At 57.7% G+C, this 22,295-nt stretch carries 17 protein-coding genes; 16 read left to right on the plus strand and 1 reads right to left on the minus strand.

What is annotated here, in order from left to right; translation table 11 throughout:
• Window positions 1–142: 142 nt before the first annotated feature.
• The 14 genes from AB4O01_RS06320 (at window position 143) to AB4O01_RS06385 (ending at window position 17,559) form a co-directional block, all read left to right on the plus strand.
• Entirely contained in the window at window positions 143–502 is a 360-nt protein-coding gene (locus tag AB4O01_RS06320; RefSeq protein WP_460091027.1) for a response regulator, read from the plus strand.
• Between the two features lie 168 nt (window positions 503–670).
• Window positions 671–3,580 carry a hypothetical protein gene (locus AB4O01_RS06325; RefSeq protein WP_460091028.1) on the plus strand — a complete coding sequence of 970 codons (2,910 nt, stop codon included), beginning with the start codon at window positions 671–673 and terminating at the stop codon, window positions 3,578–3,580.
• A gap of 113 nt (window positions 3,581–3,693) precedes the next feature.
• Window positions 3,694–4,494, plus strand: coding sequence for a hypothetical protein (locus tag AB4O01_RS06330; RefSeq protein ID WP_460091029.1), 801 nt, complete (start codon window positions 3,694–3,696; stop codon window positions 4,492–4,494).
• Between the two features lie 128 nt (window positions 4,495–4,622).
• Window positions 4,623–5,948 (plus strand): glycosyltransferase family 4 protein, encoded by a 1,326-nt coding sequence (locus AB4O01_RS06335; protein ID WP_460092225.1) that lies wholly within the window; start codon window positions 4,623–4,625, stop codon window positions 5,946–5,948.
• A 101-nt stretch (window positions 5,949–6,049) separates the two neighbouring features.
• Window positions 6,050–6,934 carry a PI-PLC domain-containing protein gene (locus AB4O01_RS06340; RefSeq protein WP_093431242.1) on the plus strand — a complete coding sequence of 295 codons (885 nt, stop codon included), beginning with the start codon at window positions 6,050–6,052 and terminating at the stop codon, window positions 6,932–6,934.
• Window positions 6,935–7,002: 68 nt separating this feature from the next.
• Window positions 7,003–7,908, plus strand: coding sequence for an AraC family transcriptional regulator (locus tag AB4O01_RS06345; protein WP_095050859.1), 906 nt, complete (start codon window positions 7,003–7,005; stop codon window positions 7,906–7,908).
• Between the two features lie 343 nt (window positions 7,909–8,251).
• Entirely contained in the window at window positions 8,252–9,562 is a 1,311-nt protein-coding gene (locus AB4O01_RS06350) for an ABC transporter substrate-binding protein (protein ID WP_093431239.1), read from the plus strand.
• Between the two features lie 155 nt (window positions 9,563–9,717).
• Complete coding sequence (locus AB4O01_RS06355; protein ID WP_460091031.1) at window positions 9,718–10,644, plus strand: carbohydrate ABC transporter permease; 927 nt, start codon at window positions 9,718–9,720, stop codon at window positions 10,642–10,644.
• Window positions 10,645–10,652: 8 nt separating this feature from the next.
• Window positions 10,653–11,483 carry a carbohydrate ABC transporter permease gene (locus tag AB4O01_RS06360; protein ID WP_034154211.1) on the plus strand — a complete coding sequence of 277 codons (831 nt, stop codon included), beginning with the start codon at window positions 10,653–10,655 and terminating at the stop codon, window positions 11,481–11,483.
• A gap of 164 nt (window positions 11,484–11,647) precedes the next feature.
• Complete coding sequence (locus tag AB4O01_RS06365) at window positions 11,648–12,751, plus strand: ABC transporter ATP-binding protein (RefSeq protein WP_460091033.1); 1,104 nt, start codon at window positions 11,648–11,650, stop codon at window positions 12,749–12,751.
• Window positions 12,752–12,766: 15 nt separating this feature from the next.
• Window positions 12,767–14,239, plus strand: a complete 1,473-nt coding sequence (locus AB4O01_RS06370; RefSeq protein WP_186621515.1) for a mannitol dehydrogenase family protein — start codon at window positions 12,767–12,769, stop codon at window positions 14,237–14,239.
• Between the two features lie 205 nt (window positions 14,240–14,444).
• Window positions 14,445–15,941, plus strand: coding sequence for a xylulokinase (gene xylB, locus AB4O01_RS06375; protein ID WP_460091034.1), 1,497 nt, complete (start codon window positions 14,445–14,447; stop codon window positions 15,939–15,941).
• Between the two features lie 13 nt (window positions 15,942–15,954).
• Window positions 15,955–16,893: a carbohydrate kinase family protein gene (locus AB4O01_RS06380; protein WP_460091035.1), complete on the plus strand. Its 939-nt coding sequence runs from the start codon at window positions 15,955–15,957 to the stop codon at window positions 16,891–16,893.
• A 45-nt stretch (window positions 16,894–16,938) separates the two neighbouring features.
• Window positions 16,939–17,559: a transglycosylase SLT domain-containing protein gene (locus AB4O01_RS06385; RefSeq protein WP_095120893.1), complete on the plus strand. Its 621-nt coding sequence runs from the start codon at window positions 16,939–16,941 to the stop codon at window positions 17,557–17,559.
• Between the two features lie 143 nt (window positions 17,560–17,702).
• Here the strand turns inward: AB4O01_RS06385 and AB4O01_RS06390 are convergent, their stop codons facing one another.
• Complete coding sequence (locus AB4O01_RS06390; protein WP_460091036.1) at window positions 17,703–19,004, minus strand: OprD family porin; 1,302 nt, start codon at window positions 19,002–19,004, stop codon at window positions 17,703–17,705.
• A gap of 374 nt (window positions 19,005–19,378) precedes the next feature.
• On the opposite strand from AB4O01_RS06390, the gene AB4O01_RS06395 reads away from it, so the two are divergent.
• Window positions 19,379–21,427, plus strand: coding sequence for a type VI secretion system Vgr family protein (locus tag AB4O01_RS06395; RefSeq protein WP_460091037.1), 2,049 nt, complete (start codon window positions 19,379–19,381; stop codon window positions 21,425–21,427).
• On the plus strand, window positions 21,418–22,275 hold the full coding sequence (locus AB4O01_RS06400) for a DUF4123 domain-containing protein (protein WP_137217892.1): 858 nt from the start codon (window positions 21,418–21,420) through the stop codon (window positions 22,273–22,275). The genes AB4O01_RS06395 and AB4O01_RS06400 overlap by 10 nt, the downstream gene beginning before the upstream one ends.
• Window positions 22,276–22,295: the final 20 nt, after the last annotated feature.

A 22,295-nucleotide genomic window follows, 5' to 3' on the forward strand; every position in this document is an offset into this window, starting at 1 on the left:
ACAGTTATCCTTGCGGCCCCGTCTGCGGCTATGCTTTTTTTGTCTCGGGCAGGGAACTTGTGGCACTGCGCCACTTACTGATGAAAGAGCCCGGCACTTTTGATCGACCGGCGACCCTGAACTGACTTTCGAGAGCCTTAATATGTCTAACCCCGCCCCCACCATCCTTGTCGTAGAAGACGACAACATCGTGCGCATGCTGATCGTCGATGTGCTGGAGGAGTTGGAGTACAAGGTGCTCGAAGCAGATGGGAGCGAACAGGCTCTGGAGGTTCTCCAGGACGCCACCAAACACATTGACCTGATGATGACCGATGTCGGCTTGCCTGGCATGGATGGCCGCGAACTGGCAGACGAAGCACGAAAGCTGCGCCCCGCCCTGCCGATTCTGTTTGCCAGTGGTTATGCCGAAAACATCGTCGTACCAGACGACATGCACGTAATCGGCAAACCATTTTCGATTGATCAGTTACGTGACAAAGTAAAAAAAATTATTCAGTAACACAACTTTTGCATTACGCCCCTTCAGACAATGACGAAGGGGCAGCACTACACGCCCCACAAAAAACCCAACTTAATTAAACACTGAATAACGCACTTACACAGCAGCGCTTGATGGGCAACAAATAACAAATGAGGATGTCCAGCACACTAGACAAATGGATGCCTCATGAACATTACAAATATAAACTGGACAACTCACAACGGCTTGTCGAATCCAGTCCGCCCTACACAACTTGATCATGCCGAACGCCTGGAAGTTATATACAAATTACAACAGCGCGAAAAATCAACCAGCCCTTCACAAGCCATCTCTCTGGCTGGCGCAACCATCACACTGGAGTCCGGCTCAACGCTTGATAGTGCTTTGCAACCTGGCAGAAAAATGTTGCAGAACCTGTGCGAGCAAGAGGCCTTCAAAAAACTCACCAGCACTTTGAGATTTCCTGATCACTCTCAGTTTACAGTGACCGGCAACGGTGAAATATTCGCACAATACTCGGGCAATACACTGGAATTTGCCGGCGCATTCAAACTTGCCCCCAACCTCAAAGATGATCTTCTAACGCTTGTTGAAATGGCCAGGTTGACGGGTGGAAGCATTTCCCTGGCGGAACAAATCGAACTGGAAGGCTGGCTCAGATTTCATGACTTTCTGATTCCCCGGACCGCCGCCGAATGTTCCAGGCTGACAACATTCTTGACGCAGCCGCCTGCAGTGACAGCGTTGTTCGGTAACTATTGGGAAATGATCAAGTCTGGAGCCGACAATTCGGTAACTCTTTCTGCAGATCAACGTAACCAGTTCCGAGGACTCATTAGCAGTTACTTAAAGGGTCAGTCGCTACTGGAGAATCTTTCGCACAGCATCTTTGGCGGGCAAACGACATCTTTCAAGCGCTCGGAAGCCGAAGCTATTCTTCAGCGACTCGTTTCCAGTCCCATTGCGCTGCGATGGGCCAGCGCCTATATCCGGGATCTGGGCTGGTATGGCGCACAAGAAAATCAGCCGCAATCAGATGAATCACTCAAGCAGCTAATGCTGACTTCCCTGCTGCTCGACCTTCATCCCCGGGTCGGTGAGCCAGAGCCACGTAATCATGTCGCGGGTTTCGATTTATACGCCGTCGAGCATATCGAGAAGTCATTCGCCGATGTTCAGACGGCATTCGAAAAACACCTCACCCAGCATCACCGAATCAGCGAAAAAAATGCAGCGTTGGCCGCTCACTTGTTGCTCGCTGAGGCGGCGCCTGAATTTCTGGTGAAAGATTTGCCGGCGACCCTGGCGCTGGGGACCCCGCAATGGGTCGAATTTTGCCGAATCGTGGCAGTGCAGGAAACCATCGCGCCCGGATCGACGCGCTCGATGACCTATACCCGGTTGCTCGAACTGTCGAGGCTGGGTGAGGTTTCCGGATTCCGCAAGACGCTCGACGCACTCGCTGCAGGAGATGCGGTGATTGATTGGGGGTTACTCAACAACATCATCACCCCGGAGGACGTAGCGAAATCGATCCCCGGCGCCCTGGCAAAAGCGTCCGCTGCTTACGCCCGGTTTGCCGACACACTTGCCGAGACGGCCGACACACTGGTCCGCCCTTTGCCTACCCGCAGAAGTGTTTCACTGGACATCCTCAAGCAGGTCGCCAAAGGCTGCAGCTATCTGGAACATGACGTCATGTTTCAGAAGAAAAACCACGTGCTGGAAGACGCCTATGGCGACCGGCTTTCGATATCGCCTGTGGAATTGCACATGTCCAATGACCTGGCGAGCGGGGACTGGGACCTGAAGAAAGGTGAAAGCATTTACACCGCGTTTCCTCGCATGCTGCCCAATCTGATTGCGCCTGACGGCGAGTTTCACCGGCAGTTCAATCGCGATTACCTCAAGCATATGCAGGCAATGGGCACGCACTTGAAGCAAGCGTTTTGCATAATGCCCATTGCGCACAGAACGCGCTTGCTGAAAGGCAAGGTGACGGTTTTCAGTCTCAGGCCCTCCGTCGCGAAACTCCAGACGCTCAACAATCTGCCAACCAATCCCCTGTCGTCGACCCTTTACACAATCCTGGGTACCACCTCAGGCAAACCGACGGAAAGCCATAAAGAAATAGAAGCGGCAAAGGGACGTTATGGTGTAGTCCTCTGTTCCGAGTTCGAGGGCCGGATGACGTGTTACGAACTGTTCACGCTGCACGGAACCTGTCGCGAAAATCCACGGCTGGCCGCGCTGATTGAAAAAGAACACCTGCTGACTACCAGCGTGCGCAGCGACGAGAAAGGCTACTCGCTTCCTGCGGCAGTGCATTCATTGCCGACGAATATCGAGTGTTATACCCATGGCGTACCGCCCGGCCTCATTGAAGTCAGTTCGGGCGTGATCGATAAGATCGGTGAGTTGCCGGCGTCTGCGTCCGCCGAAGAAATCAAAGGTTATTACCAGAGTTTCTACTCAAGCGAATTTGACCCGCTGACGAATTTCGTACTCAAGCACCGACCGATCGCGACCTTTGATGAGTTGGTCAGAGAATGTTGGGGGCAGACTCGCCTGGAGGCTTTGCGCGCAAAACGGGAAGCGGATCTTGATACCTTTCTTAATTTCGTGGTGCCCTTCAAATCCTGTATCGAAGACTTGAACTCGGACGACGTGGAGCGACAAGTGCAAGGGGCCGGGGCATGTGCGCTGGAAGCGGCGATGACGATTTTGCTGGTCGTCGGTGCTGTTGCTCAGGTTGTCAGCCTCGTTGCCAAAACCATGACCGTTGCCACCAAAGCCAGTGCACTGGCCAAAGTGGGCCTGGGATTGGTCAATAATGTGTTCAACCCGCTGGACGGCGTGCCAGATCTGCTGTTCAAGGGCGGAAAACTGTTGCGCAAGGGGCTCAACAGCGGTTTCGCTCAACTGGAAAATGTGCTTTCCGATGCGCGCAAATGGTCGGGCGCCCCCCCCAACTGCACCTGGCCGCGACGATTGATCCAGACATTATCCGCCTCGCCGAGTGGCGGCCTGTACAAGCATCTCAGGACATCTTTCAGGTCTGGGCGACACGCCACAATGATGAATGGTTCGCACTGAACTTACGTGGCCACGCTTGGGGCCCGGCCCTGAAAAACATCAGGCCGCGAGAAAAATTTTCATTCCTCAGATTATTCAAACGAGCAACGCCCTGGAGTTACACAAAGGCCTACTTGAAAAAAGCCACGCCGCTTGCCCAGAGCAAACTGGACAACACACTCCAGCTACTGTCGGAGATCGAAAATGACGACGTTCGCTCCATTGTCAAATACGTTTTCGGCACGGATTCGGACGAAGCCATCAACTACGTGAGCAAGAATCTGCGGGCCATGCGCAAGGATCTCGGAGCGCTGGGGCAGCACCATATGTCTTTCCGCCAACGTGGCACCGATACACTCGCCGCGTTAAAAACCACAACCTATAAACACTGGCAAGCAAGTATTGAAGCGGGTACACAGCTGGATGACAGCGCGACGAAATTCCTTGCGATCTATCCTGACAACCTGGATGAGTGGTACCAAGTGGCCAGGTACGACGATGCCCGGATTGGTGATGTTCTGGTCCACGAAATGTCGCATGGCGCGCCAGGCACCCTTGATTTCTACTACGGAGAAGTCCTGGCCGGTATTACCCCGGCAGAATACGATGCGGCAGGCTTGATGGAGTTCGCTCGAAATGCTCGCAAGGCGCATCCGAAGAATCTGGCCAACCCTCACCACGCTTTTGCGAACCTTAAAGACTTCGAAGAGTTTGAGGCGACACTCGACAACTGGCCGAAACTCGTGCAAGACCACCCGGCATTGATCAATGCCGAATCCTACTCAGTGGCGGTCTCGCTGATCGACCAGTACCGGACGCATCCGGACACCTTTGTGTCTAACCTTGCCACCCTCCGGCATGCCATAGACGGTGCCGACGCGGGGAAATTCCTGAAGGGGCCACTCCTGCTGAATCTGGTACACCCGCCTCTCTGAAGTCGATTTACGCAGGATGCCCGGCGGCGGTATTGAGGGATATTTTTGACAATCGGGCGCATACCCTACCCCTGTGGTTTAATTGCGCCCGTTTTTTACCCCTCGTTCGCCGTGAAGGAATGTTGTCCATGATTCAACCCGCCGCCACCAAAGTCCTGGTCATCGGATACGTCTGGCCAGAACCGCGCTCTTCAGCGGCGAGCGGGCACGTCATGCAGATCCTCGAAACCTTCCTGCAACAAGGCTGGGACATTACCTTCAGCAGCCCGGCCGGCCCCGGTGAGCACAAAGCAGATCTTGCTGCACTCGGCATCCGCGAAGTGGCCATCGAACTCAACAACAGCAGCTTTGACCACTTCATCAGTGAACTGGCGCCGGACATTGTGTTGTTTGACCAGTTCATGATGGAAGAACAGTTCGGCTGGCGGGTTGAAAAACAATGCCCTCAGGCACTGCGCGTGCTGGAAACTTCCGATCTGCAAAGTCTGCGGCATGCGCGCCACCAACGGCTCAAGACTCGCCTCAAGGTCAATCCGGACCAGAATGATTTCAGTGATGTATTTGCCCCGGCCCTGCGCGACGAGTTCGAGCTGATGGCCGAGACCGATCTGGCCAGACGCGAAATTGCCGCGTTGTATCGTTGCGATCTGAACCTGATGATCTCCGAAGTGGAAATCGAACTGCTGATCGAGCAGTTCGGCTTGCCTCGGCAATTGCTGCACTGGTGCCCGCTGATGATCGACCCGCCGACAGTCGAGCCGGCAGCATTTGCAGATCGGGCGAACTTCTTGAGCATCGGCAACTTCCGCCATGCGCCCAACTGGGATGCTGTGCTGTGGATGAAGAGCACCATCTGGCCGCTGATTCGCCAACAGTTGCCCCAGGCCCAATTGCACATCTACGGCGCCTACACGCCGCCCAAAGCCACGGCGCTGCATAACGCCAATGAAGGCTTCCACATCATGAACTGGGCCGAAGATGCGTTGCAGGTGATGTCTGCTGCGCGGGTGTGCCTGGCGCCTTTACGCTTTGGTGCCGGGATCAAGGGCAAACTGGTCGACGCCATGCTGTGCGGTACACCCAGCGTCACGACGCCGGTTGGTGCTGAGGCAATGCAGGGTGGTCACACTTGGCCCGGTTCCATTTCAAACAGCGCAATCGAGCTCGCCAACACTGCCGTGGCGCTTTACAAGGACGAGGCGCGTTGGCAAGAAGCTTGTCTGGCGGGAACCCAGCTACTCACCGAGCGCTACCAACAAGCAATACACGGACCGGCACTTATTGAGAAACTTCGTCACTGCCAACAGCACTTGCAAACACTCAGAAACAACAACTTCACCGGCAGCATGCTGCGCCATCACGCGCACAAAAGCACTCAATATATGGCGCAATGGATTGAAGCAAAAAACCGCAACACCACAGCAAACCAAGATCAATCCGGAACTTCTACATAACTTGCATTCAAACAGCGATTGGCCAAATACAAACTTGGCTCTATAACGATCCTGCGCGCACTCATATAACTTTAAATCACTATCCACGCAGGATATACACCATGAACTTTCATGATTTCCAACCCCATCAATGGATGGTCAACACACCACAGATTGATAACTTGTCTCTCAATGAGTTGACGTTGCCAGGTACACACAATGCAGGCTGCGACCTGGAAGCCTCCTACGCTCTGCTCCCCGGGAGCCTCTGGCTGGCATGCCAGGACATCCCCTTTTATGCGCAACTCAATCGCGGCTCCCGGGCACTTGATGTGCGCCTGCTGTACGACGCTCAGGCACAGGGGCTTGAGAGATTTCGCTTCCAGCACAACGGCTTTACATCTTCGCGCCATCTCGGCGATCTGATCCGCGACGTCAAGGCATTTCTTGAGCGCAGCTTCGATGAGTTCATCATTCTTGACTTCCACGAATTGGCTAATGGCAACGCGCAATTCAACCACGCTGAATTCAAACAGTTGATGCTCGAGCATTTTGGCCAGCACATGATTCCTGCCGAAAACCGCCACCTGACACTAGGCCAACTTAAACAAGTCAGCCGACTACAGCGAGTCCTGGTTGCCGCGCCGATGACATGGGAAACCCGAGACAGCCGGTTCCAGGCACAAATCAATCATAAATGGATCAACCAGACCCTGGTGACCACCCACCAGTTGCACGGCTATATAAAAGAAGTCATGGGCACTTCCATCAGCCACTTGCGTCCTTGGTCTCTGAGCGCAACTTGTTATATCGCCAGCGGCCCTTTGCGCATTCTCAATAATCTGGACAACTGGTTTGATCCCGCAAAGTCAGACTGGGCAAAAAAGTGCAATATCATTAACTTCGACTTCATTAAAAACTCGAAAGTGGTGTTTTTTTGCCAACAGGCCAATGTGGAGAAAGCCATCGAGAAGTCCAGAATGCCCCTCCACCAACAGCCGGCTTGAACGAGGCTGGCGCACCACACGGCAAACGAGGCATGATCACCTGGCGATCATGAAAAAGTACTCAGGCCATGACCCGAACCGCCCGCGTGACCGACCCCTCGTACGAGTTGATGGATGACCATAACGGGTTGTCCATCATCTACCGCCAGCACGGTTTTCCGTGCCCACTGGTGCGCTGGCATTTCCACAAGGAATACGAACTGCACTTGATCGTGGCCAGCTCAGGCAAGGTGTTCATCGGCGACTACATCGGCAACTTTTACCCCGAAACCCTGTTTCTCACCGGCCCCAACCTGCCGCATAACTGGATCAGTCAGGTGGCCGAAGACGAGGTCGTGGAGAAGCGTGACATGCTGGTGAACTTCACCGACGAGTTATTCGAGAGTGGCCACCAGGTGTTTGCCGAACTGAAAACCCTGGCGCCCCTGCTGGAGCGCGCGCAGTACGGCATCGAATTTCGCTGCAAGCGCACGATCCGCCAGGCCATGACGCTGATGCAGCGCATTGCCGACAGTAAGGGCATCACCCGCCTCGGGCACTTTTTCATCCTGATGGAGCTGCTCGCGGCGAGCGATGATTTCCAATTGCTGTCCGGTGCGACCACGCCGCAACTGGCCGACGAACACAATATCGATCGCACCAACCGGGCCGTCGATTACATCTTCAGCCACTACGCCCGCGACATCTCGCTGGAAGAAGTCGCCGAGCATCTGGGCATGACGCCGACCTATTTCAGTCGCGTATTCAAACAGGCCACCGGGCGCAATTTCATCGAGTTCGTCAATCGGCTGCGTATCAGCAAGTCTTGCGAATTGCTGGCTGATGGCGACAAACCGGTGACCGACGTGTGTTTCGAGTCCGGATTCAACAACATTTCCAATTTCAATCGGCGCTTTCAGCAGCTCAAGGGCATGACGCCCTCGCACTACCGGCGACTCGCGGTGCAGCGCCTGACTGAACAAAACCATCACTGACAATGCAGTTCCCCTGTGGGAGCGAGCTTGCTCGCGAAAGCGGCGTGTCAGGCAACAAATTTGCAAACTGATACAACGCATTCGCGAGCAAGCTCGCTCCCACACTGGACCTCGCAATGCTCTGAAACCTGTACGTATTCATTAACTGCTCCCCGCTGTAACCCCCTTCCCTGCGTTCACCCGGCCAACGCCCAGTGCAAAAAAGTATCGATAAAAGTGCTAGGGATGATTTGTCAGTCCTGCGATTGAAGGCTGTAATCAGCGCACATTCTTCCTGCACAGGAAGACACAAAAACAATAACTGTCCTTCTGTAACCCTCCGGGTGCAGAAAAGGAGTGCACGATGCAACCGACTGCAAAAGCTCTGCTTGCCCTCACCTGCATGACCCTCAGCAGCGTCAGCCTTGGCGCCCAGACCCTGACCATCGCCACCGTCAACAACAGCGACATGATCCGCATGCAAAAGCTCTCGAAAACCTTCGAGACCGAGCATCCGGACATCAAGCTCAACTGGGTGGTGCTCGAAGAAAACGTCCTGCGTCAACGCCTGACCACCGACATCGCCACCCAGGGTGGCCAGTTCGACGTGTTGACCATTGGCATGTACGAAGCGGCACTGTGGGGCGCCAAAGGCTGGCTCGAGCCGATGAAGGATCTGCCGGCCAGTTACGCCCTCGACGATGTGTTCCCGTCGGTGCGTGAAGGCCTGTCGGTCAAGGGTTCGCTGTACGCCCTGCCGTTCTACGCGGAAAGCTCGATCACCTATTACCGCACCGACCTGTTCAAGGATGCCGGCCTGACCATGCCCGAGCGTCCGACCTGGGAAGAGATTGCCGGTTTCGCCGAAAAGCTCACGAAAAAGGACAAGGAACAGTACGGCATCTGCCTGCGCGGCAAGGCCGGCTGGGGCGAGAACATGGCGCTGATCACCACCGTCGCCAACGCCTATGGCGCGCGCTGGTTCGATGAGAAATGGCAGCCTGAATTTACCGGGCCGGAATGGAAAAACGCGCTGAATTTCTACGTCGACACCATGAAGAAATCCGGCCCGCCGGGCGCTTCCAGCAACGGTTTCAACGAAAACCTCGCACTGTTCAACAGCGGCAAATGCGCGATCTGGGTCGATGCCAGCGTCGCCGGCTCGTTCGTCACCGACAAGACCCAGAGCAAGGTTGCCGATCATGTCGGCTTCACCTTCGCCCCGCATCAAGTGACTGACAAAGGCTCGGCCTGGCTGTACTCGTGGGCGCTGGCGATTCCGACCAGTTCCAAAGCCAAAGACGCCGCGAAAGAGTTCAGCGCCTGGGCGACCTCCAAAGAGTACGGCGAGCTGGTGGCCAAAACTGACGGCATCGCCAACGTACCGCCAGGCACCCGCGCCTCGACCTACAGCGATGCCTACATGAGCGCCGCGCCGTTTGCCAAGGTCACCCTGGAATCGCTGAAAGCGGCTGATCCGAGCAAGCCAACGCTGAAACCGGTGCCGTACATCGGCATTCAACTGGTGACCATTCCAGAGTTCCAGGCGGTGGGCACCCAGGTCGGCAAGCTGTTCTCGGCGGCGCTGATCGGCCAGACCACGGTGGATCAAGCCTTGGCGGCTGCGCAGCAAACCACTGAACGCGAGATGAAGCGCGCCGGTTATCCCAAGTAACCGCTGAACGACTTGCTCCTGCCTCCTGTGGGAGCGAGCCTGCTCGCGAAGGCGTCGTGCCAGCCAAAACACATGGCACTGATCCAGCGCTTTCGCGAGCAGGCTCGCTCCCACATGGGATCTCCATAGGTCTGTATGACTCGGTTGTGATCACCATGAATACTTCAACTGCCAAAGCCCACATCGACCTGTCGCAACCCGCGCGCAAAATCCGCGTGCGCAATCCCGGCTGGTTCCTGGTCAGCCCTTCGGTGGCCCTGTTGCTGCTGTGGATGATCGTGCCGCTGGGCATGACCATTTACTTCTCGATGATCCGCTACAACCTGCTCTACCCCGGTGAAAACCAGTTCGTCGGGCTGGAGAATTTCAGCCACTTTCTGACCGACTCGGGCTTCATGCCCGGCGCTACCAACACGCTGTTGCTGGTCGGTAGCGTGTTGCTGATCAGCGTGGTCTTCGGCGTGCTGATCAGTGCATTGCTGGAAGCCAGTGAATTTCTCGGGCGCGGCATCGTCCGGGTCATGCTGATTTCGCCGTTCTTCATCATGCCCACGGTTGGGGCGCTGATCTGGAAGAACCTGATTTTCCATCCAGTCTCGGGGATCCTCGCCTACATCTGGAAGCTGTTCGGCGCGCAACCGGTGGACTGGCTCGCGCACTACCCGCTGCTGTCGATCATCATCATTGTTTCGTGGCAATGGCTGCCGTTCGCGGTCCTGATTCTGATGACGGCCATGCAGTCCCTCGACCAGGAACAGAAAGAAGCCGCGCGCCTCGACGGTGCGGGCCCGATCGCAATCTTCTGGCACCTGACCCTGCCGCATCTGGCGCGGCCGATTGCCGTGGTGGTGATGATCGAAACGATCTTCCTGCTGTCGGTGTTCGCCGAGATTTTCACCACCACCAACGGCGGCCCCGGCTACGCCTCGACCAACCTCGCCTACCTGATCTACAACCAGGCGCTGGTGCAGTTCGACGTCGGCATGGCCTCGGCGGGCGGCTTGATTGCCGTGGTCATCGCCAACATCGCCGCGATCATTCTGGTGCGGATGATCGGCAAAAACCTGACTGACAAAGCCTGAGGCCTGCCATGACTCTTCAACAATCCCGCCGGCTGCAAAGCCTGCTGCTCGGCACCCTGGCCTGGGCCATCGCGATCGTGATTTTCTTCCCGATCTTCTGGATGGTGATGACCAGTTTCAAAACCGAAATCGACGCCTTCGCCACGCCGCCGCAGTTCATCTTCACGCCGACGCTGGAGAACTACCTGCACATCAATGAGCGCAGCGATTACTTCAGTTTCGCCTGGAATTCAGTGGTGATTTCCTTCAGTGCCACGGCCCTTTGTCTGCTGATCGCGGTGCCGGCAGCGTACTCGATGGCGTTCTACGAAACCCAGCGCACCAAAGGCACGCTGCTGTGGATGCTCTCGACCAAGATGCTGCCGCCGGTGGGCGTGCTCATGCCGATCTACCTGCTGGCGAAGAGTTTCGGCCTGCTCGACACGCGCATCGCGCTGATCGTGATCTACACGCTGATCAACCTGCCGATTGTGGTCTGGATGGTTTACACCTACTTCAAGGACATCCCCAAAGACATCCTCGAAGCCGCCCGCCTCGACGGCGCCACGCTGTGGCAGGAAATGGTTCGCGTGCTGCTGCCGATCGCCAAGGGTGGCCTCGCTTCGACCGTGCTGCTGTCGCTGATTCTGTGCTGGAACGAGGCGTTCTGGTCGCTGAACCTGACCTCGTCGAAAGCCGCGCCGTTGACTGCTTTGATCGCCTCGTATTCGAGTCCGGAAGGTCTGTTCTGGGCCAAGTTGTCGGCGGTGTCGACCCTGGCCTGTGCGCCGATTCTGATCTTCGGCTGGATCAGCCAGAAACAACTGGTACGCGGCCTCTCGTTCGGCGCCGTGAAATGAACATCCCGAACCCAACCCTATCCCCTGTGGGAGCGAGCTTGCTGCGAAAGCGGAGTGTCATCAAACACTGATGGTGACTGACACGCCCCCTTCGCGAGCAAGCTCGCTCCCACAGAAAAGCCGATCCGGTTCATCTGAATAATAAATTGCGGAGGCCCATCATCATGGCCAACCTGAAAATCAAGAATCTGCAAAAAGGCTTCGAAGGTTTCTCCATCATCAAAGGCATCGACCTTGAAGTGAACGACAAGGAATTCGTGGTCTTCGTCGGCCCGTCGGGCTGCGGCAAATCCACCTTGCTGCGGCTGATCGCCGGCCTCGAAGAAGTCAGCGACGGCACCATCGAACTCGATGGCCGCGACATCACCGAAGTCAGCCCGGCCAAGCGCGATCTGGCGATGGTGTTCCAGACCTACGCGCTGTACCCGCACATGACCGTGAAAAAGAACATGTCGTTCGCCCTCGATCTGGCCGGCGTGCCGAAAGCCGAAGTCGAGAAGAAAGTCGGCGAAGCGGCGCGGATTCTCGAACTCGGGCCGATGCTTGAACGCAAGCCGAAGCAGCTCTCCGGTGGCCAGCGTCAACGCGTTGCGATCGGTCGCGCCATCGTGCGTAATCCGAAAATCTTCCTCTTTGACGAACCGCTGTCCAACCTCGACGCCGCGCTACGTGTGCAGATGCGTCTGGAACTGCTGCGCCTGCACAAAGACCTGCAAGCGACGATGATCTACGTGACCCACGATCAGGTCGAAGCGATGACCATGGCCGACAAGGTTGTGGTACTCAATGGCGGCAAGATCGAACAGGTCGGCTCGCCACTGGACCTGTATCACAACCCCGCGAACCTGTTCGTCGCAGGGTTCCTCGGCACGCCGAAAATGGGTTTCCTCAAAGGTAAAATCGCCCGCGTCGATGGCCAGAGCTGCGAAGTCTCGCTGGACGCCGGTACGCGCATCACCCTGCCGTTCAATGCCGCCAACCTCAGTGTCGGCAGCGCGGTGACGTTGGGCATTCGCCCGGAACATCTGGAACTGGCGCAATCGGGCGACTGCTCGCTGCAAGTCACCGCCGACGTCAGCGAACGCCTGGGCAGCGACACTTTCTGCCACGTCACCACCAACGCCGGCGAAGCCCTGACCATGCGCGTGCGCGGGGATCTGGCCAGCCGTTACGGCGAACAACTGAGCCTGCACCTAGATGCTGCGCACTGCCATTTATTCGATGCCCAAGGTGTCGCGTTGACCCGTCCGCTGCGCGCTGCGGCCTGATTTCGAGAACTCCCGATGAAACTCAACCAACAGAATCTCCATCGCCTGGCCAGCGAAGTGCAACTGCCGGCCTATAGCCTCAGCGACACGCGCCAGGGCATCGCTCACATTGGCGTCGGCGGCTTCCACCGCGCGCATCAGGCGTATTACACCGATGCCTTGATGAACACCGGCGAAGCCCTCGACTGGGCGATCTGTGGCGTCGGCCTGCGCGCCGAAGATCGCCGCGCCCGCGACGATCTCAAGGAGCAGGATTACCTCTTCACCCTGTTCGAACTCGGCGACAGCGACGACACCGAAGTCCGCGTGATCGGCGCGATTCGCGACATGCTGCTGGCCGAGGACGGCGCTCAGGCGTTGATCGACAAACTCGCCGATCCGCAAATCCGCATCGTCTCGCTGACCATCACCGAGGGCGGTTATTGCATCGATGACAGCAACGGCGAATTCATGGCGCACTTGCCGCAGATTCAGCACGATCTGGCCCACCCGGAAAACCCGAAAACCGTGTTCGGTTTCTTGTGTGCAGCCCTGGAAAAACGCCGTGCGGCAGGCATCCCGGCATTTACCGTGATGTCCTGCGATAACCTGCCGCACAACGGCGCCGTGACGCGCAAGGCGCTGCTGGCGTTTGCCACGCTGCGCAACAGCAATCTGTGCAGCTGGATCGACGCCAACGTCAGTTTCCCCAACGCCATGGTCGACCGCATCACGCCAATGACCAGCACCGCGCATCGCCTGCAACTGGCCGACAAACACGGCGTCGATGATGCCTGGCCGGTGGTCTGCGAGCCGTTTGTGCAATGGGTGCTGGAGGATAAATTCGTCAATGGCCGCCCGGCGTGGGAAAAGGTCGGTGTGCAGTTCACCGACGATGTTTCGCCGTATGAAGAGATGAAAATCAAACTGCTCAATGGCAGCCACCTGGCGCTGACCTATCTGGGCTTTTTGAAGGGTTACCGGTTTGTTCACGAGACCATGAACGATCCGCTGTTCGTGCGCTATATGCGTGCTTATATGGACCTGGACGTGACCCCGCAACTGGCGCCGGTGCCGGGCATTGATCTGACGGATTACAAAAACACGCTGGTGGCGCGGTTTTCCAATCAGGCGATTGCCGATCAGTTGGAGCGGGTGTGTTCGGACGGCTCGTCGAAGTTTCCCAAGTTCACCATTCCGACGATCAACCGCTTGATTGCCGATGGGCAGGAAACCAAGCGAGCGGCGTTGGTGGTGGCGGCCTGGGCGTTGTATTTGAAGGGGGTGGATGAGAATGGCGATAGCTATTCGATTCCTGATCCGCGCGCGGCGTTTTGTCAGGCGTTGGTGGCGGACGATGCTTTAATCACTCAGCGGTTGTTGGCGGTTGAGGAGATTTTTGGCACGGTGATTCCGCGTTCGGCGGAGTTTGTCGCGGCGTTTGAGTGGTGCTGTAACAGCTTGCGCGAGGATGGTGTGACGCGGACTCTCCAGCGGATTCTGGATTGAAAAGCCCCTCACCCTAGCCCTCTCCCGGAGGGAGAGGGAACTGACCGAGTGGTTTGTGCAAGTTACATCGACCTGAACGTCCGGAGTCGAACTCAGGATTTGAACAGCCCCCCAATCGGCTCCCTTCCCCCCTCGCCCCCTTGGGGGAGAGGGTTGGGGTGAGGGGGTAAGCTCTTGATCTTCACCACACCCGAGTGGTTCACACATGACAACACAACAACTGTTCCTAGGCATCGACTGCGGCACCCAAGGCACCAAAGCCATCATCCTCGACGCCGCCACCGGCCAGGTCCTCGGCCAAGGCGCCGCCGCGCACACAATGATCAGCGCCGCCAACGGTCGTCGCGAACAAGACACCCAGCAATGGCTGGACGCCTTCGCCATCGCTACCCGCCAGGCATTACTGGCGGCAAATGTCGATGGCCAGTCGATCCTCGGCATCGGCGTCTCCGGTCAGCAACACGGCCTGGTCCTGCTCGATGATCAAGGTGAAGTGCTGCGCCCGGCCAAGCTCTGGTGCGACACCGAAACCAGCGCCGAAAACGACCGTCTGCTCACTCATCTGGGCGGTGAAAAAGGCTCGCTGGAACGCCTCGGCGTGGTCATCGCGCCGGGCTACACGGTGTCGAAACTGCTCTGGACCAAAGAACAACACCCCGTGGTGTTCGCGCGCATCGCACGCATCCTACTGCCCCACGACTACCTGAACTTCTGGCTCACCGGTCGCGCCTGCAGCGAATACGGCGACGCCTCGGGCACCGGCTATTTCAACGTGCGCACCCGCCAATGGGACTTGCAACTGCTGCGCGACATCGACGCCAGCGGACGCCTGCAAGCGGCGCTACCAGAGCTGATCGATGCGCACCAAAGCGTCGGCACCCTCCTCCCGGCCATCGCCGAACACCTCGGCATCAACCCCGACGCGCTGGTATCGAGCGGCGGCGGCGACAACATGATGGGCGCCATCGGCACCGGCAATATTCAGCCCGGCGCGATCACCATGAGCCTTGGTTCTTCCGGCACGGTGTACGCCTATTCCGAAGTGCCGAAAGTCAGCCCGGACGCCTCGGTCGCGACGTTCTGCTCGTCCAGCGGCGGATGGTTGCCGCTGATCTGCACCATGAACCTGACCAACGCCACCGGCGCGATCCGCGAGCTGTTCGACCTCGATCTGCAGCAGTTCAACGACCTCGTCGCTCAAGCCCCCATCGGCGCTGACGGCGTGAGCATGCTGCCGTTCCTCAACGGCGAACGCGTCCCCGCCCTGCCCCATGCCACCGGCAGCCTGCACGGCTTGACGCTGGATAACCTGACGCAGGCCAATCTGTGCCGCGCCGCCGTCGAAGGCACCACCTTCGGTTTGCGCTACGGGCTGGATTTGCTCCGCCAGAATGGTTTACAAAGCCGCAGCATTTGCCTGATCGGCGGCGGCTCGAAAAGCGCGGTGTGGCGGCAGATCGTCGCCGACATCATGAACACCCCGGTGATCTGTACCGAACAAAGTGAAGCCGCAGCCTTGGGCGCAGCGATTCAAGCGGCGTGGTGCAAATCCTTGTCGAACGGCCACGAAGACACCCTCGCCGATCTGTGCCAGCGCTGCGTGAAACTCGACTCAAGCAGTGAAACCCTGCCGATTGCCGCCAACGTCGCGGCGTTCCAGCAGGCCTATGAACGCTATCAACAGCATGTCGCAACCCTATAAAGAGCAAACAATTATGTATTTGGTGTGTGGCGAAGCCCTGTTTGATTTTTTCAGTGAAGACGACGCCAGCGGACTGGCCTCGAAAGTGAATTTCAAGGCGATTGCTGGCGGCTCGCCGTTCAACGTCGCCGTCGGTTTGCGCCGCTTGGGCGTGGACTCGGCCTTATTTGGCGGGCTGTCCACCGACTACCTCGGCCGTCGTTTGCAGCGAGTGCTGCAGGACGAAGGTGTGTGCGCGGACTATCTGGTGGACTTCGCCGCACCGACCACGCTGGCCATGGTCGCCGTCGGTGCCAATGGCTCGCCGCACTACAGCTTTCGCGGTGAAGGCTGCGCGGACCGGCAGTTGAGTCTGGCGCATCTGCCAGAGCTGGGCGCTGAGGTGCGCGGCTTGCACATTGGCTCGTTCTCGCTAGTGGTGCAGCCGATTGGCGATACCTTGCTGGCACTGGTACAGCGTGAAAGCGGCAAACGCCTGATCACCCTCGACCCGAACGTACGCCTCAATCCCCAGCCGAATATCGACCTGTGGCGCGAGCGCATCGCGACGCTGGTGCCACTGGCCGATCTGATCAAGGTCAGCGACGAAGACCTGAGCCTGCTCTACCCCGAACAGGACCCACAACGGGTGATCGAAGGCTGGCTCGAACATCGCTGCCAGATCGTTTTCCTGACCCGGGGTGGCGACGGCGCCAGTGTGTTCAGCCGCCGCCATGGCAACTGGTCGGTGCCGGCGGCCTCGGTGCAGATCGCCGACACCGTTGGCGCGGGCGATACCTTCCAGGCCGCGTTGATCACCTGGCTGACCGAGCACGGTCTGGATTCGGTCGAAGGCGTGCAGCAACTCGCTCGCGAACAGATCGACGCCATGCTCAGGTTCGCTGTGCAAGCCGCCGCGCTGACTTGCAGCAAGACCGGTCCGGATTTGCCCTATCGTCACCAATTGAGCTGAGCGCGTAGACTGTCGGCCTTTTTGCGCACGACGGGATAACGGCTTTTGAATTACAGGCAGACGCTTGGACTACTGACACTGGCAACGCTACTGAGCGGGTGCGGCACCTCGCCGCCCCGCTCGCCGGAAGACATCTGCGAAATCTTCCGCGAGAAAAGCGACTGGTACGACGCTGCGCAAGTCACGCAAAAACGCTGGGGCGTACCGATTCAGGTGCCCTTCGCGATCATGTATCAGGAATCCGGCTACCGCTACGACGCCAAGACTCCGCGCAAATACCTGCTGTGGGTGATCCCGTGGGGCCGCGTCTCGACCGCCTCGGGTTATGCGCAAGCCAAGGATGAAGTCTGGGCCGATTACCAGAAAAGCACCGGCCGCAACTGGGCCGATCGCGAAGACTTCGACGACGCCATCGACTTTGTCGGCTGGTACATGGACAAGACCTATTCGATCAACGGCGTGTACAAGTACGACGCCTACAACCAATACCTCAACTACCACGAAGGCTGGGGCGGCTTCCGCAACAAGACTTACGCGAGCAAAGCCTGGCTGATGCCAACGGCGCGCAAAGTGCAGAATCGTTCGGATGTATATGCGCGGCAATATGCCGGCTGCAAAGAGGATTTGAATCGGGGGTTCTGGAGCCGGTTCTGGCATTGGTTGTAGCAGCAATTTCAAGGGCCTCATCGCGAGCAGGCTCACTCCTACAGGGGATCTTCAGCGGACGCGGATATTGCGATCAACATTAATCCATTGTAGGAGTGAGCCTGCTCGCGATAGCGCCCGATCAAGCACTACACATCCAAGACCTACAACACCGAAAAGCTGTAACTCACAATCAACCGGGTCTCATCCACATCCCGGGCAAACTTTTCATAGTTGGTGCGGTAAGTCGCATTCCTCAAACGCAGACTCACATCCTTGAACGTGCCCGTCTGAATCACATACTTCAACTCGCTGTCGCGCTCCCACTCCTTGCCTTCCTGATCACTGCCCAACACCTTGATGTGATCACCGTTCACATAGCGCGTCAGGAAGCTCAAACCATTAATGCCAATGGCCTTGAAGTCATAGTCATAACGCAACTGCCACGAGCGTTCCTGCGCAGCGGCGAAATCGTTGACCTGCACGTAGTTGACCAGATACGGGTTGCTGCCATCGAGGTACGGCATCGAGTTGTCGCCGTTCATGCGCTGCCAACCGGCGCTGAACGTATGACCGCTATGCGCATACGACAGCATGCCGCTCAACGCGCGGTTATCGATTGAACCGGCCTTGGCATCACCGCTGTCGGCACTTTTCAGCACACGCAGATCTGCTTTAAGTACACCGCCAGCTAACGGTTGATTACCCAACAGCCCGACAAAGTGCTGACGATAGATGTCTTCCAGTTCGGCGTAGTGATACTGCGCAGTCAGGCGATCGTTGATCTTGTAGTCGAAGCCGTACATGTCGAAATGATCGGCAGTGGTGTTGCAGGCGTAGCGCTTGTTCTTGCAGTGCACGCGGATGTCTTGCGAATCGGTGGAATCACGCGCGGTGTACTTGTCCAGGCGCGCGGCCATGAAGGTCAGGTCTTTCACCTCTTTAGAAGTCAGCATGGCGCCGTTGAACATGGTCGGCAGCAAACGACCGTCGTTGTATTTCAGCAACGGCAGATCCGGCAGCAGCGCGCCGTACTTCAGCACCGTGTCCGAAACCTTGACCTTGGCGGTCAGGCCCATTTTCGCGTACTGGCCCTTCGAGCCGCGCGGGTCGTTGCCGCTGGAGGGCAGCAAGCCGCTGTTGCTGCGGTCCGGGCTGGAATCGAGTTGAAAGCCGAGCATGCCCAGCGCATCGATACCAAAACCCACCGTGCCTTCGGTGTAGCCCGATTGCAGGTTGAGAATAAAGCCCTGTGCCGACTCTTCACGCTTGGACGCGCCCTGATCGTTCGTGGTGTGCCCATCACGGAAATCGCGGTTGAAGTACACCGTGCGCGATTCGATCTTCGCCGTGGTGTCTTCAAAAAATCCGCTGGCCTGAACCTGTGCGGTAAAACCTGCGCACAGCACAAAGGCTCCGAAGCCAAACGACTGGCGCGGGGTGATGAGGGGAAATGGGGGACGCATGAAAAACTCCAACAATGCAGCGTTTGCGCAAGCGCGCAACAAGCCAGAAAAATAGCTCCCGTCCCGGGTCAGATTGAACCAGGAGAAAGTGAACACGCAGGGGTGAACGGCAATGATGGCAGATGGCTTTGACGTGCTACAGGCGACTTTAGTCTGAATCTGACTGAGGATTCTTCAACGCAGGGTCGTGGGAAAAGTTGCCGGCGATCAACACCAATTCGCACTAAACACCCGGTTTCATTGGGCCAAACACCTCATCTAAGGGTTTTCCCTATACCGCAAACCTGCCAGACCTACGGCTTTTGTGCCTTGAACGAGGCGGCTGAATCCTCCATCATCCGTCACCTGCTTATTCAACGGACGGAATTCAAGGCATGCTGGACGCCAACGCAACCCACATTACCCTCACGCTTGAAGGCGCCAACGCCGACCTGCAAGTCCTCAGCTTCACCGGTCGCGAAGCCCTCAACGAACCGTTCCGTTTCGACCTCGAACTCGTCAGCGCCCGCCCCGACCTCAAACTCGAAGAGCTGCTGCACAAGCCCGGCGTCCTGACCTTCGGCCCGACCGGCGAAGGCAAGATCCACGGTCTGGTCTATCGCATCGAGCAAGGCGACTCAGGCAAGACCCTGACCCGTTACAGCCTCAGCCTGGTGCCGCAACTGGCCTACCTGCGGCACAACCACGATCAGCAGATTTTCCAGCAACTGACCGTGCCGAAGATCATCGCTCAGGTCCTGGAAGATCGCGGCATTCTCGCCGACGCCTACAGCTTCCAGCTCGGCGCCGAGTACCCGGAACGCGACTACTGCGTGCAGTACGACGAATCCGACCTGCATTTCATCCAGCGCCTGTGCGAAGAAGAAGGCATTCACTTCCACTTCCAGCACAGCAGCAGCGGCCACAAACTGGTGTTCGGCGACGACCAGACCGTGTTCCGCAAACTCAAAGCCGTGAGCTACCAGCAAGACTCCGGCATGGCCGCCGACAAACCGGTGATCAAACGCTTCAACCTGCGCCTGGAAACCCGCACCACCCGCGTCAGCCGCCGCGATTACGACTTTGAGAAACCGAAGATCCTCCCCGAAGGCGCGGTGAAAACCGAGTTCGCCCCGGACCTCGAGGACTACGACTACCCCGGCCGCTTCACCACCCGCGAACGCGGCAAGTTCCTCTCCACCCGCGCCCTCGAACGCCATCGCAGCGACTACAAACTCGCCGAAGGCAAAGGTGACGAACCGACCCTCACCAGCGGCCATTTCCTCACCCTCGCCGAACACCCGCGCGCCGAATGGAATGACCTGTGGCTGCTGCTGGAAGTCTTCCACGAAGGCAAACAACCGCAAGTGCTCGGCGAAAACGTCACCAGCGACGTCACCGACCACAAAAGCGATTTCCACCAGGGCTACCGCAACAGCTTCCTCGCCACCCCGTGGGACGCGCACTACCGCCCTGCCCTCGAACACCCGAAACCAAAAGTCCTCGGCAGCCAGACCGCCGTCGTCACCGGCCCCGCAGGCGAAGAAATCCACTGCGACCAGTACGGCCGGATCAAAGTGCAATTCCACTGGGACCGCGACGGTCAGTCCAACGACAAAACCACCTGCTGGATGCGCGTCGCCAGCGGCTGGGCCGGCGCCGCGTACGGCGGCATCGCCATCCCGCGCATTGGCATGGAAGTCCTCGTCACCTTCCTCGAAGGCGATCCCGACCAGCCATTGGTCACCGGTTGCCTGTACCACAAGGAAAACGTCGTCCCCTACGACCTGCCGGCCAACAAGACCCGCAGCACCTTCAAGACCCTGAGTTCACCGGGCGGCAAGGGCTACAACGAATTCCGCATCGAAGACAAGAAAGGCGTCGAGCAGATCTACATCCACGCCCAGCGCGACTGGGACGAAAACATCGAGCACGACCAGAAGATTCGCGTCGGTAACGAACGGCACGACACGGTTGAAGCCAATACGCTGAGTGAGTTCAAGGTTGAAGAGCACCGGATTACCCATCTGGATCGGATTAGCGAGATGCGTGCGGATGATCACCTGACGGTTGGCGTGACGCAGAACGTGAAAGTCGGCACGGCGCAATTTGTCGAGGCTGGGACAGAGATTCATTACTACGCAGGCAACAAGGTTGTGGTTGAGGGTGGCATGGAGCTGACCGCCAAGGCTGGCGGGAGTTTTGTGAAGGTTGATGCGGGTGGTGTGACGATTAGTGGCGCTGAGGTGAAGGTTAATACCGGGGGTGCGCCTGGGGTGGGGACGCCTGCGGCACCATTGCTGCCGGGACCGATGAAGGTAGCGGATGCGGATAAGGCTGGTAAAGCACCACTCCCCGCTCGCCTGAATGAATCAGGCATCACACCGTTGTGCGGAAAACAGAGTAACGGCGCTTGCAGCCGTAAGGATTGCACATGCATGTAAAAGCGCTGAGCGCTCTGCTGGCAGAGCCTCGCTACAATTTCTCGGACCTGCCGGCCGCGAGCGAGTCGCTCTGTTTCATCATCGACCAGGGACTCCAGCCAGAGGCATTGAGTCAACTCTACCGAGTAGGCGAACCGGTGGTTTCCCAAGGGCTGTTTTTCGGCACTGACTTCGCAGAGATTCCTGATGGCCCGTTGTGGCTGGTGGCTCCTCGGGGCAGCAAAGTGGCAAACGTAGCGGCAAAACTTTGTGAGGAACGCTTTTCGGGAATTGCAATCTCAACACCTGATCCTGAACAAGCATTGGCTCATGCGCGCTGGTTGCTCCGAGCCAATGACGGTTCAGGTGGGCAGAGCTTGTTGAGCTTTCACAAACCGAGTCTGTGGGCAGCGCTGACTTATACAGCTGGGAAAACCTTCGACCAGTTGCTGGGTTGCTGGAGCGCTGTCTACTGCCCTGCGCCGATACATTTCGGTCAGCAGCGCGGTCCATGGTTGGCCTGGAAAGCCAACGAGGAATCGACGTGGCTTGGTGACAAAGCGGCGTTCAACCTTCCCGAGGCAGCCGCGCAAGTTCAAGCGCGCCTGGGATGGGTTTATTGGATTGATGAGGAATACGCAGCGTTTGAAGAACCAGACGATGAGCGCCTGAACGATATCGCTGACAACCTCGACCTGCTGCTCAAAAGCAATATTTATGACGGTGATCACCTGCTCAAGCTTGGCCACGCCGTGAACGGCCCGCTATTCGAAACACAGCCTGAGATCATGGCGATCCTGCAATCTAAGGACGAGTCGTTTATCAAAGTAGATCGGCTCCTGGAATCAGCCGCCGTCGCCCAACGTTAGGGCGACGCGACAACAGAACG

The organism is Pseudomonas sp. S2_E02 (assembly GCF_054668355.1).

What these genes read in the sequence shown, in the direction of transcription:
- AB4O01_RS06325 (WP_460091028.1), top strand. Translation starts at nt 671, where the DNA reads ATGAACATTACAAATATAAACTGGACAACTCACAACGGCTTGTCGAAT.
- AB4O01_RS06355 (WP_460091031.1), top strand. Translation starts at nt 9,718, where the DNA reads ATGAATACTTCAACTGCCAAAGCCCACATCGACCTGTCGCAACCCGCG.
- xylB (WP_460091034.1), top strand. Translation starts at nt 14,445, where the DNA reads ATGACAACACAACAACTGTTCCTAGGCATCGACTGCGGCACCCAAGGC.
- AB4O01_RS06380 (WP_460091035.1), top strand. Translation starts at nt 15,955, where the DNA reads ATGTATTTGGTGTGTGGCGAAGCCCTGTTTGATTTTTTCAGTGAAGAC.
- AB4O01_RS06370 (WP_186621515.1), top strand. Translation starts at nt 12,767, where the DNA reads ATGAAACTCAACCAACAGAATCTCCATCGCCTGGCCAGCGAAGTGCAA.
- AB4O01_RS06320 (WP_460091027.1), top strand. Translation starts at nt 143, where the DNA reads ATGTCTAACCCCGCCCCCACCATCCTTGTCGTAGAAGACGACAACATC.
- AB4O01_RS06350 (WP_093431239.1), top strand. Translation starts at nt 8,252, where the DNA reads ATGCAACCGACTGCAAAAGCTCTGCTTGCCCTCACCTGCATGACCCTC.
- AB4O01_RS06345 (WP_095050859.1), top strand. Translation starts at nt 7,003, where the DNA reads ATGACCCGAACCGCCCGCGTGACCGACCCCTCGTACGAGTTGATGGAT.
- AB4O01_RS06340 (WP_093431242.1), top strand. Translation starts at nt 6,050, where the DNA reads ATGAACTTTCATGATTTCCAACCCCATCAATGGATGGTCAACACACCA.
- AB4O01_RS06395 (WP_460091037.1), top strand. Translation starts at nt 19,379, where the DNA reads ATGCTGGACGCCAACGCAACCCACATTACCCTCACGCTTGAAGGCGCC.
- AB4O01_RS06400 (WP_137217892.1), top strand. Translation starts at nt 21,418, where the DNA reads ATGCATGTAAAAGCGCTGAGCGCTCTGCTGGCAGAGCCTCGCTACAAT.
- AB4O01_RS06335 (WP_460092225.1), top strand. Translation starts at nt 4,623, where the DNA reads ATGATTCAACCCGCCGCCACCAAAGTCCTGGTCATCGGATACGTCTGG.
- AB4O01_RS06390 (WP_460091036.1), bottom strand. Translation starts at nt 19,004, where the DNA reads ATGCGTCCCCCATTTCCCCTCATCACCCCGCGCCAGTCGTTTGGCTTC.
- AB4O01_RS06360 (WP_034154211.1), top strand. Translation starts at nt 10,653, where the DNA reads ATGACTCTTCAACAATCCCGCCGGCTGCAAAGCCTGCTGCTCGGCACC.
- AB4O01_RS06365 (WP_460091033.1), top strand. Translation starts at nt 11,648, where the DNA reads ATGGCCAACCTGAAAATCAAGAATCTGCAAAAAGGCTTCGAAGGTTTC.